Origin of the sequence: Microbulbifer litoralis, from assembly GCF_023634065.1 — a bacterium.
Classification (GTDB): Bacteria; Pseudomonadota; Gammaproteobacteria; order Pseudomonadales; family Cellvibrionaceae; genus Microbulbifer; species Microbulbifer litoralis.
Map to the genome: position 1 here is coordinate 17,392 of NZ_JALKCV010000011.1, position 16,890 is coordinate 34,281.

12 protein-coding genes are annotated in these 16,890 nt (G+C 65.8%); 5 read left to right on the forward strand and 7 right to left on the reverse strand.

Annotated features, from left to right (window positions below):
• Window positions 1-54 precede the first annotated feature (54 nt).
• The gene (gene gyrA / locus MWN76_RS15395) at window positions 55-2,622 is read right to left on the reverse strand and encodes a DNA gyrase subunit A (RefSeq protein ID WP_250462697.1); all 2,568 of its coding nucleotides are present in this window, start codon (window positions 2,620-2,622) and stop codon (window positions 55-57) included.
• Window positions 2,623-3,072: 450 nt separating this feature from the next.
• Between gyrA and MWN76_RS15400 the strand changes: the two genes are divergently transcribed.
• The 4 genes from MWN76_RS15400 to MWN76_RS15415 all read left to right on the forward strand — a co-directional run bounded on the left by MWN76_RS15400 (window position 3,073) and on the right by MWN76_RS15415 (window position 6,725).
• Window positions 3,073-4,389, forward strand: a complete 1,317-nt coding sequence (locus MWN76_RS15400) for a TRZ/ATZ family hydrolase (RefSeq protein ID WP_250462700.1) — start codon at window positions 3,073-3,075, stop codon at window positions 4,387-4,389.
• A gap of 99 nt (window positions 4,390-4,488) precedes the next feature.
• A complete protein-coding gene (ubiG, locus tag MWN76_RS15405) occupies window positions 4,489-5,190 on the forward strand; it encodes a bifunctional 2-polyprenyl-6-hydroxyphenol methylase/3-demethylubiquinol 3-O-methyltransferase UbiG (protein WP_250462703.1) in 702 nt (233 codons plus the stop codon).
• A 17-nt stretch (window positions 5,191-5,207) separates the two neighbouring features.
• Entirely contained in the window at window positions 5,208-5,915 is a 708-nt protein-coding gene (locus MWN76_RS15410; RefSeq protein ID WP_250462706.1) for an HAD-IA family hydrolase, read from the forward strand.
• 54 nt (window positions 5,916-5,969) lie between these two features.
• Window positions 5,970-6,725: a YciK family oxidoreductase gene (locus tag MWN76_RS15415; RefSeq protein WP_250462709.1), complete on the forward strand. Its 756-nt coding sequence runs from the start codon at window positions 5,970-5,972 to the stop codon at window positions 6,723-6,725.
• 58 nt (window positions 6,726-6,783) lie between these two features.
• Here MWN76_RS15415 and MWN76_RS15420 read toward each other — a convergent pair whose 3' ends face one another.
• Window positions 6,784-7,146, reverse strand: a complete 363-nt coding sequence (locus MWN76_RS15420; RefSeq protein ID WP_250462712.1) for a hypothetical protein — start codon at window positions 7,144-7,146, stop codon at window positions 6,784-6,786.
• Window positions 7,147-7,301: 155 nt separating this feature from the next.
• Between MWN76_RS15420 and MWN76_RS15425 the strand changes: the two genes are divergently transcribed.
• Window positions 7,302-7,727 carry a hypothetical protein gene (locus MWN76_RS15425; protein WP_250462715.1) on the forward strand — a complete coding sequence of 142 codons (426 nt, stop codon included), beginning with the start codon at window positions 7,302-7,304 and terminating at the stop codon, window positions 7,725-7,727.
• A 47-nt stretch (window positions 7,728-7,774) separates the two neighbouring features.
• Here MWN76_RS15425 and MWN76_RS15430 read toward each other — a convergent pair whose 3' ends face one another.
• The 5 genes from MWN76_RS15430 to MWN76_RS15450 are packed head-to-tail and all read right to left on the reverse strand — an operon-like array spanning window position 7,775 to window position 16,773.
• A complete protein-coding gene (locus MWN76_RS15430) occupies window positions 7,775-8,650 on the reverse strand; it encodes a transglutaminase family protein (RefSeq protein ID WP_250462718.1) in 876 nt (291 codons plus the stop codon).
• Between the two features lie 11 nt (window positions 8,651-8,661).
• A complete protein-coding gene (locus MWN76_RS15435) occupies window positions 8,662-11,214 on the reverse strand; it encodes a circularly permuted type 2 ATP-grasp protein (RefSeq protein ID WP_250462721.1) in 2,553 nt (850 codons plus the stop codon).
• A complete protein-coding gene (locus MWN76_RS15440; protein ID WP_250462724.1) occupies window positions 11,207-14,374 on the reverse strand; it encodes a transglutaminase family protein in 3,168 nt (1,055 codons plus the stop codon). The genes MWN76_RS15435 and MWN76_RS15440 overlap by 8 nt, the downstream gene beginning before the upstream one ends.
• On the reverse strand, window positions 14,371-15,318 hold the full coding sequence (locus MWN76_RS15445) for an alpha-E domain-containing protein (protein ID WP_250462727.1): 948 nt from the start codon (window positions 15,316-15,318) through the stop codon (window positions 14,371-14,373). The genes MWN76_RS15440 and MWN76_RS15445 overlap by 4 nt, the downstream gene beginning before the upstream one ends.
• Window positions 15,319-16,773: a circularly permuted type 2 ATP-grasp protein gene (locus MWN76_RS15450; protein WP_250462730.1), complete on the reverse strand. Its 1,455-nt coding sequence runs from the start codon at window positions 16,771-16,773 to the stop codon at window positions 15,319-15,321.
• Window positions 16,774-16,890 lie beyond the last annotated feature (117 nt).

Consider the following 16,890-nt stretch of genomic DNA (forward strand, 5'->3'; position numbering starts at 1 on the left):
GGAGTCAAAAAAGGCCGCGAAAATCGCAGCCTTTCCTGTCAGCGGTAGCGGGGATCACTCCTCCCCGCCCTCTTCCTGGTCCTCGTCCTCGTCTTCGGTTTCCTCGATCCGCGCCAGGCCCACCAGGTGCTCGCCCTCCTTGAGGCGGATCACCCGCACGCCCTGGGTGTTGCGGCTGAGAATGGAAACCTCGTCGACGCGGGTGCGCACCAGCGTGCCCTGGTCGGAAATCAGCATGATCTCCTCGCCCGGCAGCACCTGGCAGGCCCCTACCAGCTCGCCGTTGCGTTCGCTCTGGGCGATGGCGATAACACCCTGGTTTCCACGCCCCTTGGCCGGGAAATCCTCGATGGCGGTACGCTTGCCATAACCGTGCTCGGTAACGGTCATGACCGCACCGCCCTCCTCCGGGATCACCATGGCGATGACCTGCTTGCCCTCCGGCATGCGGATACCGCGCACACCGCGGGACACGCGCCCCATAGAGCGCACATTGCTCTCGGCAAAACGCGCCGCCTTGCCGCCACTGGTAAACAGGATCACATCCCGCTCACCGTCAGTGATGGCCGTCGCCACCAGCCGGTCACCCTCTTCCAGCGCGATAGCCCGCAGGCCGACGCTGCGAGGACGGGAGAAGGCCGACAACGGGGTTTTTTTCACAGTGCCACTGGCAGTAGCAAAGAAGATGAAATAATTCTCGTCGTACTCCGACACCGGCATCATGCTGCTGATGCGCTCGTCCTCCTCCAGCGGCAGCATATTGACCATCGGCCGGCCACGGGACGCGCGCCCGGCAGTGGGCACTTCGTAGACCTTGAGCCAGTACACCTTGCCCTTGTTGGAGAAGCACAGGATGGTGTCGTGGGAGTTGGCGATCAGCAGGTGCTCGACGAAGTCCTCGTCTTTCACCTGGGTCGCCGACTTGCCCATACCGCCGCGGCGCTGGGCCTGGTAGTCGGTCAGCGGCTGGCTCTTGGCGTAGCCGCCGTGGGAGATGGTGACCACCTTGTCCTCCGGGGTGATCAGGTCCTCCACGGTCAGGTCCTGGCGGGAGGCGACGATATCGGTGCGGCGCTCGTCGCCGAACTCCTTGTTGAGCAGTTCCAGCTCTTCGCGGATCACTTCCATCAGGCGCTCGAAGCTGCCCAGGATATGCAGGTACCCGGCGATCTGCTCCAGCCGTTCGCTGTACTCCGCCAGCAGCTTGTCGTGCTCCATACCGGTCAGGCGGTGCAGGCGCAGCTCCAGGATCGCCTGGGCCTGGGCCGGCGACAGATAATAGCCGTCGTCGCGAAGGCCGAATTCCTCCGGCAGGTCGTCCGGGCGGCAGGCGTCGGCGCCGGCGCGCTCCAGGAACTGCTGCACGTCGCCCACCGGCCAGCCCTTGGCAAGCAGTGCCTCGCGGGCATCCGCCGGGGTGGGCGAACTCTTGATCAGCTCGATCACCGGGTCGATATTGGAGATCGCGATCGCCAGGCCCTCGAGGATATGGCCGCGCTCGCGCGCCTTGCGCAGCAGGTAGACAGTGCGGCGGGTCACCACTTCCTGGCGATGACGGATAAAGTGTTCCAGCAACTGCTTCAGGTTCAGCAGTTTCGGCTGGCCGTCCACCAGCGCCACCATATTGATGCCGAATACGCTCTCCAGCTGCGTCTGCGAGTAGAGGTTGTTCAACACCACATCGCCCAGCTCGCCGCGCTTCAGCTCGATCACCACGCGCAGGCCGTCCTTGTCGGACTCGTCGCGCAGCTCGGAGATACCCTCGATCTTCTTCTCCTTGACCAGCTCGGCAATACGCTCGATCAGGCGCGCCTTGTTCAGCTGGTAGGGGATCTCGGTGATGATGATGGTTTCCTTGTTGGCCTTGTCATCGCGCACCACATCCGCCTTGGCGCGCACGTAGATACGGCCGCGACCGGTGCGGTAGGCCAACAGGATACCGGCGCGACCGTTGATGGTGGCCCCGGTGGGGAAATCCGGCCCGGGGATATATTCCATCAACTCGTCGATGGACAGCTCCGGGTTGTCGATCAGTGCCAGGCAGGCCTTCACCACCTCGCTCATATTGTGCGGCGGGATATTGGTGGCCATGCCCACGGCAATACCGGAGGAGCCGTTCACCAGCAGGTTCGGCACCCGCGACGGCAGTACTTCCGGCATCTGCTCCGAACCGTCGTAGTTGTCGACGTAGTTGACGGTTTCCTTGTCGATATCCGACAGCAGCTCGTGGGCGAGCTTGTCCATGCGGATCTCGGTGTAACGCATCGCCGCCGGGTTGTCGCCGTCGATGGAACCGAAGTTGCCCTGGCCGTCCACCAGCGTGTAGCGCATCGAAAACGGCTGCGCCATGCGCACGATGGTGTCGTATACGGCGGAGTCACCGTGCGGGTGGTACTTACCGATAACATCGCCGACAACGCGCGCCGATTTCTTGTACGGCTTGTTCCAGTCGTTTTTCAGTTCGTACATCGCGAAGAGTACGCGCCGGTGTACCGGCTTCAGGCCATCGCGCACATCCGGCAGCGCACGGCCCACGATCACACTCATCGCATAGTCGAGATAGGACTGCTTGAGTTCTTCCTCGATATTGATTGGAGAGATTTCTTTGGCTATTTCGCCCATGGTTATACGGCGTTCCTTTTTATAACGCAGGCCGCTGGCCCGCAGCCCGGATAAGCGGGCGATTCTACCACAGATTTGGAGGATCGGGACTCGGGACTCGGGACTCGGGACTCGGGACTCGGGACTTCAGCAGGGTGCGCCGTGCGCGACGCCGATCAACGGTGCGAGGCCGCCATGGACGGCCTCCATGCAGACAAGGCATAGAGCAGTTGTCTGCCACGGCGCACCCTACGAAAGAACACCAGTGCTCAATGCAAAGGCCCTGCTGCCGGGGGCTGTTTGCAGGACCGTATGAGACAGGGATGTCGATTACGAGCGTACAGGGATGTATTCACAGCGTGTCCCGCAAACAGCCCCCGGCAGCAGGGCCGCCACCGAATCAGCTTACAGGCACCAGGCTCCAGGGCTGGTATCATCCGCCAATCTGCAAACAACACCCCATATCCCGATATGATCGACACTCTGATACATGCCCGCTGGATTATCCCCGTCATCCCCGAACAGAAAGTGTACGAGCACTGCTCGCTGGCGATCGACCGGGGCGAGATCGTGGCCCTGCTGCCATCGGCCGAGGCCGCCGCCCGCTTCGAGGCCCGCGAGGAAATCCGCCTGGACAGCCACGCGCTGATCCCGGGCCTGGTCAACACCCACAACCACGCCGCCATGAGCCTGCTGCGGGGCTTCGCCGACGACCTGCCGCTGATGGACTGGCTGGAAAACCATATCTGGCCGGCGGAGCAGCAGTGGGTCACGCCGGAGTTCATCGCCGACGGCAGCCGCCTGGCGATCGCGGAAATGCTGCGCTCCGGCACCACCACCTTCTCCGACCAGTACTTCTTCCCCGAAGCCACGGCCCTGGTGACCCGCGAGGCGGGAATGCGCGCGCAGATCGCCTTCCCGATCCTCGACTTCCCGACCCCCTGGAGCCGCAATGGCGAAGACGCGCTGCAGAAGGGGCTGGCGCTGCGGGACGACTACAAATCCAGCGAGCGCATCGGCGTGGTCTTCGCCCCCCACGCCCCCTACACCGTGGGCGACGAGACCCTGCGGAAGATCGCGGTCTACGCCGCCGAGGCGCAGATCCCGGTGCAGATGCACCTGCACGAGACCGCCGGGGAAGTGGAGCGCGCGCTGGCGGACACCGGCGAACGCCCCACCGAGCGGCTGCAGCGCCTGGGCCTGCTGGGCCCCCAGACCCTGTGCGTGCACATGACCGCAGTCAATGACCGGGACGTCGAGCTGCTGCGCGCCAGCGGTGCCAGTGTCGCCCACTGTCCCAGGTCCAACCTCAAGCTGGCCTCCGGCTTCTGCCCCGCCGCGCGGCTGCTGGACGCCGGCATCAATGTGGCCCTGGGCACCGACGGCGCGGCCAGCAACAACGGCCTCGACCTGCTGGCCGAGGCCAACACCGCCGCCCTGCTGGCCAAGGCCGTCAGCGGCGATGCGGCCGCCCTGCCCGCCCACACCGCGCTGGCCATGGCCACCATCTACGGCGCCCGGGCACTGGGCATCGACGATATCGCCGGCAGCCTGGAGATCGGCAAGAGCGCCGACCTGGCGGCCGTGGACCTGGGCGGCCTGGAACAGCAGCCGCTGCACGACCCGCTGTCACAGCTCGTCTACACCGCCAACGGCCACCATGTCAGCGACGTCTGGGTCGCCGGCCGCCCGCTGCTGAAGGGGCGCCAGCTGCAGACCCTGAACGAGCAGGAGGTGATTCAGCGGGCGCACCAGTGGCGTGGTAGAATTGCGGGCCGGAGTCAGTGAACAAATATCGGGAACCGGGGCCAAAGGGGTTCCAGCCGCGGGAATCCGCGCGCGGATCCCGGCTACCGGGCGCCCGATATTTGATTTTTGGTATTTGAGATGACAAACGTAGATCCAGCCGAGATCGCCAAGTTCGAACAGCTCGCCAGCCGCTGGTGGGACCGCGAGGGCGAGTTCAAGCCGCTGCACGAAATCAACCCGCTGCGCGCCAACTATATCGACCAGCGCGCGCCGGTGGCCGGCAGGAAACTGCTGGATGTCGGCTGCGGCGGCGGCATCCTGGCCGAGGCCATGGCCCAGCGCGGCGCCGAGGTCACCGGGATCGATTTGGGCGAGGCGCCGCTGAATGTGGCCAGGCTGCACGCGCTGGAGAGCGGCGTCAACGTCGATTACCGGCGCGTGGCGGTGGAGGAACTGGCGGCGGAACAGCCGGGCAGCTTCGATATCGTCACCTGCCTGGAAATGCTCGAGCATGTGCCCGACCCGGCCTCGGTGATTCACGCCTGCGCAGCGCTGGCCAAACCCGGCGGCCAGGTGTTCTTCTCCACCATCAACCGCACCCCCAAGGGCTGGCTGTTCGCGGTGGTCGGCGCGGAGTATGTGCTGCGCCTGCTGCCCAAGGGCACCCACGAATACGGCAAGTTTATCCGGCCGTCTGAAATGGGAGCCTGGCTGCGGGAGGCGGAACTGGAAGCCCGCGACATCACCGGCATGACCTACAACCCACTGACCCGCCGCTACAAACTCGACCCGCGGGACGTGGATGTGAATTACCTGATGCACGCGGGCAAAGCGGCTTGACGACGGGCAGTATTTCGATGAAAGCAGTACTCTTCGACCTCGACGGCACCCTGTTCGATACCGCACCGGACTTCGTCGTGGTCTTGAATCAACTCCGCCAGCAGGAACAGTTGCCGCCGCTGCCGGACGCCGCCGTGCGCTCGGTGGTATCCAACGGCGCCCGCGCGCTGGTGACCCTGGGGTTCGGCAAAGACGAGGGTGACCCAGCCTTTGAAGACCTGCGCCAGCGCCTGCTGGACCTCTACCTGGCACACCTGGCGGAGAAGACCGTCCCCTTCCCCGGGATAGAGAAACTCCTCGGCCACCTGGCGGCCAACGATATCGCCTGGGGCCTGGTGACCAACAAGCCGGAGGCCTATACGGTGCCGCTGATGCAGGCCTTCACCCACCTGCCGGCGCCGAGCGCCGTCATCTGCCCCGACCACGTCGCAAAGCGCAAGCCGGACCCGGAAGCGGTGCTGCTGGCCTGCCGCCGAATCGGCTGCCTTCCCCGGGAAGCCATCTACGTGGGCGACCACGAGCGGGATATCATCGCCGGCCGCGATGCCGGCATGCCCACCATCGGCTGCCGCTACGGCTATATCGACGAGGGCGATGACCCGGCCAACTGGGGGGCCGATCACCTGGTGGATTCGGCCGGGGAAATCTGGCCGCTGTTGCAGAAACACTATATTGAAAAAACGGAACTCGGGACCCGGGACCCGGGACTCGGGGAAACCCTATAACAACAACCATTGGCCACGACCAGCCTATTCGATACTACAAGCTCCGGAACCTCCATGTCTGAATTTATCGGCGACTATCAAGCCCCCGAAGACCTACTGGAAGACAAGGTCATTCTCGTCACCGGCGCCGGCGACGGTATCGGCCGCACCGCGGCCAGGACCTTCGCCGCCCACGGCGCCACGGTGATCCTGCTGGGCCGCACCACCCCCAAGCTGGAAGCCGTATACGACGAAATCGAGCGGGCCGGCGGCCCGCAGCCGGCGATCTTCCCGATGGACCTGCAGCAGGCGCGCATCGAAAACTTCGAGCATTTTGCCGAGGCCGTGGACCAGGAGTTCGGGCGCCTGGACGGACTGCTGCACAACGCCGGCCTGCTGGGCCAGCGCACACCCATCGCCAATTACCATTTCGGTACCTGGGAGCAGGTGATGCAGGTGAACGTGAACGCCGCTTTCGGCCTCACCAAAACCCTGCTGCCACTGCTGGAAAATGCACAGTCCGGCTCGGTGGTCTTTACCGGCTCCAGCGTCGGCCTGAAGGGGCGCGCCTACTGGGGCGCCTACGCGGTGTCAAAGTTCGCCACCGAGGGGCTGATGCAGGTGCTGGCCGACGAGCTGGACGGGGTCTCCAATGTGCGCGCCAACAGCATCAACCCCGGCGCCACCCGCACCAATATGCGTGCGACCGCCTACCCGGCCGAGGACCCGCAAACGGTGACGACGCCGGAGGACATCATGCCGACCTATCTCTACCTGATGGGGGATGACAGCAAGGGCGTGAGCGGCAAACAGTTTAACGCGCAGGGATAAAGGGATAAGCGGGAGGGAGAACAACCCGGGCCGGCCCGGGTGTTCGCACGGGACGGGTCTACTCTTCCGGCATTTCGTCCGCGATTTCCTCCACCGCCTGTTCGGATTCGTCGGCGACGGTGTCCATTGCCTCGCCGGCGGCGTCCGCGGTTTCATCCGCCACCTCTGCAGCGGTATCCATCATCTGTTCGGGGGCATCGGCGAACACATCGCCCCCGGTCTCCATCATTTCATTGCTGGCGACCACGCCCTCATCCTTCGCCTCCGCAGCGGCCTCCTCCATTGCGGCGCCGGCCTCCCCTACGGCCGTATCGACCTCGCTGGCAATTTCCGCCTCGGGGGAAGCGGGCTCCATGTTCTGGTAATAGAAGTAGCCGCCGATAGCGGCGATGACGATTGCGGGAATAATGAGTTTCTTCATTTTCCAACCCCTGACAGTGTGAATTTATGGTTGTTAGGCACCATGCATTGTTCCATGGCAGTTCTACCCAAAACGTGACAACAAGCACGTTTCCGTTTGAGGATTCCGCCACCGTCCGGCAGAATTCGCCTAACTCCACCAACCAGGCCGACACCATGAGAACCTTTACCCTGATCGCCCTGCTGCTGGCCGCCGCCGGTGCCGGCGCCGACACCGACTCCCTCACCAACCAGCTCAGGGGCTGTGCCAGTCTCGACAAAGACAGCGAGCGCCTGGCCTGCTACGACGCCCTGAGCGGGTCCCTGGACGAACGTGCGGAACGGGATTTCGGCCGCGAACAGGAGCGCATCGCCGAGGAGGCACCGGACTCCATGCAGGCAAAGATCGACGATATCGGCGAGGCGGCCTATGGCAAGCTGGTGTTCACACTGGACAACGGCCAGGTGTGGCGCCAGAACGACAGCACCCGGGTCATCTGGGACGAGGGCGATACGGTGGTCGTGGAGCGGGCGCTGTTCGGCTCCTTCATGATGAAGAAAGTCGGCGGCGCGCGGAGTATGCGGGTCAAGCGGCTGAAATAAGAAAACCGCTCCCCCGGAGCCCGCAAGCGGGGCCGGGGCAGCCGGCGTTATTCCACCCGCTGGACGTCGACCGAAACATCCGGCAATCCCCCCTTGCCGCCGTACAGAACCCCCTTCAGTGGCGTCACATCCGTATAGTCCCGGCCCCAGGCAGTGGCGATATAGTGTTCGTCGGCCATCTGGTCGTTGGTGGGATCGAACTCCAGCCAGCCGAGATCCGGCACAAAGACCGCAAACCAGGCGTGGCTGGCATCGGCCCCCACCCGTTTGGGCTGGCCCGGCGGCGGCAGCGTCTCCAGGTAGCCACTGACATAGCGCGCGGCAAAGCCGAGGGAGCGCAGGCAACCGATCGCCAGGTGGGCGAAATCCTGGCAGACACCACTGCGCCGCTCCAGTACCTCGGCCAGGGGCGTGGCCACGGTGGTGGCGGCCGGGTCGTAGTCGAACTCGCGGTGGATCTTGCAGCTGAGATCCAGCACCGCCTGGGGAAAGGCGTTGCCGGCGGCGAAATACGCCGCGGCGAAACCCGCCAGGGCATCGCGCCGCTTGACCATCGGCGAGTTCAGGCAGAACTCCCGCGCGCGCCGCTGCGCGGCGTCGGTCGGGTCGGCCAACGCCGCGCGCACCCGCTCACAACTGGGCCCGCGATCGGGGTCCAGCGGTGGGCGCCCGCCGATGCGCACCTCGCTGACCGCGGTCACTGCCATTTCGCGGTGTGGCGACAATATCGAGAACTGGTAGACGCGGTTGCCGAAGTAGTCCCGCCGCTCGCTGGCGGAATCCGGCTGCGGCGTCACCGCGACGGAGCTGGACAGGCAGCACTGGTGCCCGCTGTCGCGCGGCAGGAGATGTCCCTGGTTGTAGCACTGGGAGACGACGCTGTCATAGCGGTAGCGGGTGCTGTGGCGGATTCGGTACAACAACGCGGCCCCCGCTAGAATTCTTCGTCCATCGCCTGGCGGCCGAGCAGTTGCGGGTTCTGCAGGTGCTCGAAATAGCGATCACTGACGGCCACGGCAAACTGGATCAACAGATCGCGCACCTCCGCGACAAACTGGTCCAGCAGCGCGTGGCGCCCGTCCGCCGCCGGCCGCGCCAGCTGCCCGGCAGCGCCTCGCTCCACCCGCGCCAGCGCCTCCCGCAACAGGTCCCGCGCCCGCGCCGCGCCGGTGTCGCCGTGCCCCCCGGGCAACTGCGCCAGGTCCGACTGCAGGCAGTGCAGCTGGTAGGCCAGCGCGCGCGGATTCCCGCCATCGAACAGCAACAGCGCCAGGGTGTCGCGCAGACACAACTGGGTACGGTAGTGCTGCCGGTATGTGATCAGCGCCTCGACACTGAGCAGTACCGACTCCAACAACAGGGCCCGGTCCAGTGGTTCCGCGGGTGCCACGCAGGTGCGCTGGATCAGCGTCAGCGTCTCCTGGGCCCGCTCCAGGCGTTTGCCCATATCCAGGAAGTACCAGCCTGTATCCCGCATCATGCTCTCCTGCTCCAGGCCGGAAACCGCCAGCAGGCTGGTGACCAGCGCATTCAACGCCTCCTCCGGCGCCGTGGCCATATCCCCCGCCAGTGCCGCCGGCAGCGCCTCCAGCTGTCCGTGGAGATCGTTGACGATGCGGTGGCTGTCGGGGCTGAGCAGGTCCCTGACTTCCTCCGCCGCACCCAACAGCGACTGCAGGGTGGCGCTGATACTGCCGATCTTGCAGCGATCCAGCACCAGTTCGCGCAACTCGCCCTGCGGATGGCGCCACTGCCGGTCGTCGCCGGCAAAGCCCGGCAGGCAGCCGGTGGTATGGCTGAGAGCCGCCAGCAACTGGCGCATGCCGTCGCTGTGCGGCGCACTGTCACTGCCCAGCTGGATGAACACGGTGCGCAACAGCCGCGCCGTCATCTCCGTGCGCTCGCAGTAGCGCCCCATCCAGAAGAGGTTTTCCACCACCCGGCTGGGGGTGTGCACGGCGCGGCGCTCGCTCACCTCCGCCAGTGGCCGCGTGTGTTCGCGGGTATCGCCGGCCGCGGGCCTGTCGTCGGCGACCCAGGTATCCTTGGCCCGCAGCCCCGGCTCGCTGGTGACCACATAGGGACTGCCGCTGGTACCGATTCGCGACAGGCCGCCGGGCATCACCCGGTAGCCGCCGCCGTGCCCGGCCACCGCAAAACAGCGCAACACGGCGGGGCGCCCGACCAGGCCGCTGTCGGCCAGGGCCGGCAGCCGCGCCGGTGTCTGCAACTCCTGGGCGCAGTAGTGATGGGGCGCGGCGCGGATCTGCCGGCACAGTGCCTCGCGCTCCTCTTCGGACAACAGGTAGCCGTAGTAGCGGTCCCGCTGCGGCTTGCGGAACAGTCGCTTGACCACCAGTTGCGGCAGCCGCTCCATCACCCGCTGCAGGTCTGCCGGATCGCCGCACCAGTAGCTGGTCGCCGATTGCAGCAGCGGCGGCCGACCGAGGAAGTGGCGCGCGATACCGTCGAAGTATTTCAGCAGCGCCGGGTTCTCCAGTACACCGCTGCCAAGCGGGTTGGCGATGGCCACCCGCCCCCGGCGCGACGCGTCCAGCAGGCCGGGTACCCCCAGGGTGGATTCATCGTTCAATTCCACCGGGTCGCAATGGTAGTCCACGACGTAGCGCAGCAGCACATCCATCCGGTCCAGCCCCCCCACCCCCTTCATGAACAGGCCGCCGTTGCGCAGCGCCAGGTCGGCGCCGCGCAACAGCGGGAATCCCAGGTAATTGGCCAGATAGGCGTGTTCGAAATAATCGCGGTCCCGCGGCCCCGACGTCAGCAGCCCGATCATCGGTGACCGCTCCGGCGGCGCCAGGGACTCCAGCGCCCGCCGCAGTGCGCGGAAGAAATCCGCCAGCGAGCGCACCCGCCGGGCGCCGAACAACTCCGGCATGACCCGCGCCATGGCGGCGCGGTTTTCCAGTGCGAAGCCCAGCCCCGCCGGCATCTGGGTCCGATCGCCGACCACCCGCCTGACACCGTCCGGCGCCCGCATCAGGTCCGCCGCGTAAACGGTCAGCAACTGCCTGCCGTCAATGCCGATACCGTGGCAGGGGCGCAGGAAGTCGGCGTTGGCGTAGACCAGTTCGGGTGGAATCACGCCGTCGCGAACCAGGTGTTGGGGACCGTAGATATCCTTCAGCAACAGATCGAGAATCTGCGCCCGCTCCTCGAGACCGGCCTCGAGCGTCCGCCACTCGGCACCGTCGATCAGTTGCGGAATCGGATCCAGCTCCCAGGTCTGTGCCGCCGGCGCGCCGGCCGGTCCGGTCAGCATGTAACTGGCACCGTCGTCGCGCAGCACCCGCTGCAGCTTGCGCAGCCGTTCGTCCAGCTCGGCGGCACTCAGTCGCGCGAAATGGCCCAGCAGGTGAGACCAGCCGGGATCGAGCCCACCGTCGCGCGCCCGCAGCTCGTCGAAAATATCCGCGGGACAGCGGTAGCCGGCGAGGAAGCGCTCCAGCAGCGGATCGTCACTCATCGTCAGCGCCTCGACTCAGCGGCGGCCTTCGGCGCAGGTCCAGGGTGTAGGGGTATTCGTCATCGATCTCCTCCGGCGGCGGCAAATTCTCCGCCACACCGGGAGTATGGCCGAATTTCTGCAGGCGCTGCGCGCGGCGCGCCTCGGCCTCCAGGCCGTTGACCGGCGGCGCCTGGCAGCGGCGCCCGGATGGATAGCAGGAATGGAAGGTGCAGCCGCCGATCGCGCGACCGCTCCAGGTGTCCACCAGGTCGAACACCAGCGGCGTGTGGACACGGATTTCCGGATGCAGGCTGTCGGCCAGGCTGTGGGCGCGGTAGCGCACGCCCGCCACCCGCTCGTCGCCGCGACCCGTGGCCCGCAGCGGTACCCGGCGGCCGTTACAGGCCAGCAGGTAGCGGTCGCCGCCGGCGCCGGTCAGCCGCACCTGCAGCCGCTCCATGGAGGAATCCACCGGCCGCGCGCTGGCGCCACTGTGTACCGATTCGCCCAGCACCTGCCAGGGCTCGATGGCCCAGCGCAGCTCCAGGCTCAGATCGCCCAGCTGCACCTCGCCGAAGCGCGGAAAACGGAATGCCATAAACGGCCGCAGCCACTGTGGGTCAAAGTGGTAACCCGCATCGTTGAGCTCCCCGCAGAGTTCGCACAGGTCGCGCCAGACAAAATGCGGCAGCAGGAAACGGTCCTGCAGTTGCGTGCCCCAGCGCACCAGCCTCCCCTGCAGCGGGCGGCGCCAGAAATGGGCCACCAGGCAGCGCAGCAGCAACAGCTGTACCAGCGCCATACGCGGGTGCGGCGGCATTTCAAAACCGCGCAATTCGAGGACGCCGAGCCGGCCGCCCTCGGCCCCCGCTTCCGACGGGTAGAGTTTGTCGACACAGAATTCCGAGCGGTGGCGGCTGCCGGTGATATCCACGAACAGGTGGCGCAGGGCCCGGTCCAGCTGTTCCGGTGCCATCCCCGGCCGCAGTTGCCGGAAGGCGATCTCCAGTTCGTAGAGCGCTTCGTCGCGCCCCTGGTCGACCCGCGGCGCCTGCGATGTGGGGCCGACAAACAGGCCGGAGAAAACATAGGACAGCGACGGGTGCCGCTGCCAGCAGGTCACCAGGCTGCGCAGCAGGTCCGGCCGCCGCAACAGCGGGCTGTCCGCCACCGTGGCGCCGCCGAGCGCGATATGGTTGCCGCCGCCGCTGCCCACCTGGCGGCCATCCGACAGGAACTTGTACGGACTCAGCCGCAGTTGCCGCGCCTCCTCGAACAGCGCGCCGGTGTTGTCGACGATTTCCCGCCAGTTGGCGGCGGGCTGGATATTGACTTCCAGCACGCCCGGGTCCGGCGTCAGCAACAGGCGTTGCAGGCGCGGGTCCCGCGGCGGCCCGTAGCCCTGCAATACCACCGGCCGTCGTTCCGCCGCGGCAACCCTCTCTATCGCCGCGACCAGCTCTATCCAGGCATCCAGCGCCTGGAGCGGCGGCAGGAAGACGTGGAGACAGCCGCGCACGGCCTGCACCGCCAGCGCCGTGCGCACCGGTTCACGCCCGTCGCCACCGCCCGGCAGTGCCGCGAGTGGCAGGCGCAGCCCCAGCGGCGCGTCGCCGAGCAGCAATGTCAGGCGCCCGTTGCGCAACCGCCAGCGTTCGGTGCGCCAGCTGTCGCCCCGCCGGCAGTGGGACAGCGGCAACACGAAACCGGCCGGCTCGCCGGTATCCAGTTGCAGGTGGCGGGCCAGCTGGCGCAGCTTTCGATCGTCACTTTCGGACAGTTTTTCCGGGTCCAGGTCGACCGGCAGTTGCCGCCGTTTCCAGTCGATCAGCGCGCGGTCTTCAAAGGCGGGCAGGATACAGGCCACCTCCAGTTCCAATTCGGCGCCCAGCGCCTGCAAAAAGCGTTGCGCATCGCCATTGCCGGAACCGTAATCCCGCCGTGGATCGGCAAGGAGGTTTTCATCCCGCCACAGCGGCTCGCCATTTTTCAGCCAGTAACAGCCCAGCGCCCAGCGCGGTGCCTCCTCACCCGGGTAGGATTTGCCGTGGCCGTGCTGGCGGACGGCGCCGGGAGCGAAGCGGCGCTGCAGGCGCAGCAGCAGCTCGCGCGCCAGCGACAGCTTTTCGTCCCCGGCGGCCTCGGTATTCCACTGCGGGTGCGCGCGGTCGTCGGCGGACACGAAGGTGGGCTCTCCGCCCATGGTCAGGCGCACGTCCTGCGCCTGCAGGTCCCGCTCGATCCGCTCGCCCAGGGCGTCGATCGCCAGCCACTGTTCCTCGCTGTAGGGCCGGGTGACCCGCGGCGTGTCGCGCAACCGCTCGATGCTGTTGCAGTAACGGAACGTCACCTCGCAGGGCTCGGTGGAACCGGTGACGGGCGCAGCCGATTCCGGTGACGGGGTACAGGCCAGCGGGATATGGGCCTCGCCGGCCAGCAGGCCGGAAGTGGGATCCAGCCCCACCCAGCCGGCTCCGGGCACGAACACCTCGGCCCAGGCGTGCAGGTCGGTAAAATCTTTTGCCGGGGCACCGGGCTCCGGCTCGTCCGCGGCCAGCTGGACCAGGTAACCGGAGGCAAAGCGCGCGGCCAGCCCCAGATGGCGCAGCAACTGGACCAGTAGCCAGGCGCTGTCGCGGCAGGAACCGGTGCGCTGGAGCAGGGTTTCCTCGCCATCCTGCACACCGGCATCCATACGCTGGCAGTAGCGGATATCGCTGTACAGCCGCTGGTTCAACGCCACCAGGAATTCGACCAGTGGCTGCCGGTGCCGGTCCAGGCCGTGCAGGTACTGCCGCAGCAGCGGGCCCCGCTCGCGGATTTCCAGGTAGGGCGCCAAGTCCCGGGCCAGTGCTTCGGGATAGGAAAACGGAAACTGCTCGGCGTAGGGTTCGATAAAGAAATCAAACGGATTGATCGCCTCCACTTCGGCAATCACTTCCACATTCACCTTCAACCGCTCGGTCTTTTCCGCAAAGACCACCCGCGCCTGGTAATTGCCGAAAGGGTCCTGTTGCCAGTTGATGCAATGTTCCGCGGGTTCGATGCGCAGCGTGTAGGCCGACACCGGTGTGCGAGCGTGGGGCGTCGGCCGCAGGCGCAGGGTGTGCGGGGCGAGGGTCACGGCGCGGTCAAAGCGGTACTCGGTGGTGTGTCGCAACGCGACGCGCGTGGTCATGTGTCGCCCGGCTGTTCCAGGGCAAACCAGTTGTGGCTGAATGCCCGGTGGAAATCCGCCAGCTGCAGCTGCAGCGAGTTGAGATAGTCGCGCAGGTCGTGCTCCAGTTTTTCCTCGTCCAGTTCCGCGAAAATCTGTTTGCGCTCGCATTTCAGCAGTTTGAGCACGCGGCGCTGGCGCGGCAGTGCGCCCGCCGCGTCGATCATCTGGTCGATGCAGTGGGCCACCGAGCGCGGAAACAGTTCGTCTTCCAACAGGAAGCGCACCACCAGCCGGCTGCGCACCGGTCCCTTGATCACGCGCCGGTAGGGCTGGTAGGCGCTGGCGGAGCGCAGCACATTGCCGCAGACGATCTGCACCAGGTTCAGCGGTTCCTCCCGGCCCGGGTGCTCCTGCAGCATGGAGGCGCCGGCATCGAGAAGGCGCGAGGTCATGTCCGCCCGCTCCAGGTTGCGCCCCAGGCGGAAAAACTCCCAACCCGCGTCGCGGCGCATGGTGGTATCCAGCAGTCCACTCAACTGCTGGCAGCAGCGGATGATACCGTCCAGGTATTCGTAGCGGTCGCCGCGTCGCAAGCCCTCGTCCAGGCGGCTGGTGGCGAAGAGGGTGGATTCGTTGGCCTGCTCCCAGGCTTCCGCCGGCAGCGCATCGCGGGTGGTGCGGATATTTTCGCGGATCATTTTCAGCGAGGTGAGCACCGAGCCGCTGAAGTCCGGATCGGCCAACAGGAACCTGATCACGTTGCGCTCGTCGCGTCTCTTGAATTTCTGCCCGAACAACTGCTCCGCGCTGTTGAGCGTCACCAGGTTGTACCAGCCGATATCTACCCCGCCGGGCAGGTCCAGCAGCATTTTCGAATAGACGTTGACCAGGCGCGCGGTATTTTCCGCCCGCTCCAGGTAGCGCGCAGTCCAGTAGATCCGCTCGGCGACCCGCGACAGCATTCAATCCCCCTTCCGGTCGACGATCCAGGTATCCTTGCTGCCACCGCCCTGGGAGGAATTCACCACCAGGGAGCCCTTGCACATCGCCACGCGGGTGAGGCCGCCGGTGGTCACCTCCAGGTCGAGCCCCTGCAATACAAACGGGCGCAGGTCCAGGTGGCGCGGTTCCACCTTGCCGCGGTCGGTCACCGTCGGCGCCGTCGACAGGCTGATGGTGGGCTGGGCGATGTAGTTGCGCGGATTCTTCCTGATGCGCGCAGCGAACTCGCGGCGTTCCTTTTCCGTGGCATGGGGGCCGATCAACATGCCGTAGCCGCCGGATTCATTGGCCGGCTTGATCACCAGACTGTCGATATTTTTCAGCACGTGCTCCCGCTGCTTGGGGTCATCGCAGAGATAGGTCTGGACATTTTCGAGGATCGGGTCCTGATCCAGGTAGTACTTGATGATGTCCGGTACGAAGGCGTAGACCACCTTGTCATCCGCCACACCGGCGCCGGGTGCGTTGGCCAGCGCCACATTGCCCGCCTTCCAGGCGCGCATCAGGCCGGGCACGCCCAGCACCGAATCCCTGCGGAACACTTCCGGGTCCAGGAACAGGTCATCGATGCGGCGATAGATCACATCCACCTGCTCCAGGCCATCGATGGTGCGCATGTAGACGCAGTCGTTCTCGCCCACCAGCAGATCACTGCCCTCCACCAGCTCGGCACCCAGTTGCTGGGCGAGAAAGGCGTGCTCGAAATAGGCGGAGTTGAAAATTCCCGGCGTCAGCACCGCCATCACCGGCTCGCGCTGGTGACGCGGTGAGATCGCAGCGAGGGTGTCGTAGAGTTTGTCCGGGTAGTCGTCCACCGGCAGTATGCGGTAGGAATCGAACATCTCCGGCAGCACCCGCTTGGTAATGGCGCGATTCTCGAGCATATAGGAAACCCCGGACGGCACCCGCAGGTTGTCCTCCAGTACATAGAAGCGACCGTCGCGGTCGCGGATCAGGTCGGTGCCACAGATATGGGCCCAGACACCGCAGGGCGGCGAGAATCCCACACACTCGGGGCGGAAGTTCTGAGACTCATCGAGGATGTGCCGCGGCAACACTTTGTCGCGGACGATTTTCTGTTCGTGGTAGAGATCGTCGATAAACAGGTTCAGGGCCTGCAGCCGCTGCTTGAGCCCGGCGGCGGCCACATCCCAGAGCTTCTTGTCGATGACCCGCGGGACTATATCGAACGGCCAGCAACGATCGATATTGCCCTCGTCGGTATAGACGGTAAAGCTGACTCCCATTTCCTGGATGGTGGCCTCGGCGGTGATACGCCGCGCCTCCATCTCGTCCGCGGTCAGCGAGCCCAGGTAACTCACCAGCCGCCGCGCCGGCGCGCGCGGGTGACCCGGCGTGCTGATCAGTTCGTCGTAGAAGTCACCCGGGTTGTATTGCTTCCAGTCGATCGTCATAAACCTCCTGCCCGGGTACTAATAAGAATCGGGAGAAATAAAGAATCCCCCTCTGGCAACCAAAAGACATGGCCTGGCGCACTATCACCCAGCCAGACAGCGCTGGCGCGATCGCCC

What these genes read in the sequence shown, in the direction of transcription:
- gyrA (WP_250462697.1), bottom strand. Translation starts at nt 2,622, where the DNA reads ATGGGCGAAATAGCCAAAGAAATCTCTCCAATCAATATCGAGGAAGAA.
- MWN76_RS15400 (WP_250462700.1), top strand. Translation starts at nt 3,073, where the DNA reads ATGATCGACACTCTGATACATGCCCGCTGGATTATCCCCGTCATCCCC.
- ubiG (WP_250462703.1), top strand. Translation starts at nt 4,489, where the DNA reads ATGACAAACGTAGATCCAGCCGAGATCGCCAAGTTCGAACAGCTCGCC.
- MWN76_RS15410 (WP_250462706.1), top strand. Translation starts at nt 5,208, where the DNA reads ATGAAAGCAGTACTCTTCGACCTCGACGGCACCCTGTTCGATACCGCA.
- MWN76_RS15415 (WP_250462709.1), top strand. Translation starts at nt 5,970, where the DNA reads ATGTCTGAATTTATCGGCGACTATCAAGCCCCCGAAGACCTACTGGAA.
- MWN76_RS15420 (WP_250462712.1), bottom strand. Translation starts at nt 7,146, where the DNA reads ATGAAGAAACTCATTATTCCCGCAATCGTCATCGCCGCTATCGGCGGC.
- MWN76_RS15425 (WP_250462715.1), top strand. Translation starts at nt 7,302, where the DNA reads ATGAGAACCTTTACCCTGATCGCCCTGCTGCTGGCCGCCGCCGGTGCC.
- MWN76_RS15435 (WP_250462721.1), bottom strand. Translation starts at nt 11,214, where the DNA reads ATGAGTGACGATCCGCTGCTGGAGCGCTTCCTCGCCGGCTACCGCTGT.
- MWN76_RS15440 (WP_250462724.1), bottom strand. Translation starts at nt 14,374, where the DNA reads ATGACCACGCGCGTCGCGTTGCGACACACCACCGAGTACCGCTTTGAC.
- MWN76_RS15445 (WP_250462727.1), bottom strand. Translation starts at nt 15,318, where the DNA reads ATGCTGTCGCGGGTCGCCGAGCGGATCTACTGGACTGCGCGCTACCTG.
- MWN76_RS15450 (WP_250462730.1), bottom strand. Translation starts at nt 16,773, where the DNA reads ATGACGATCGACTGGAAGCAATACAACCCGGGTGACTTCTACGACGAA.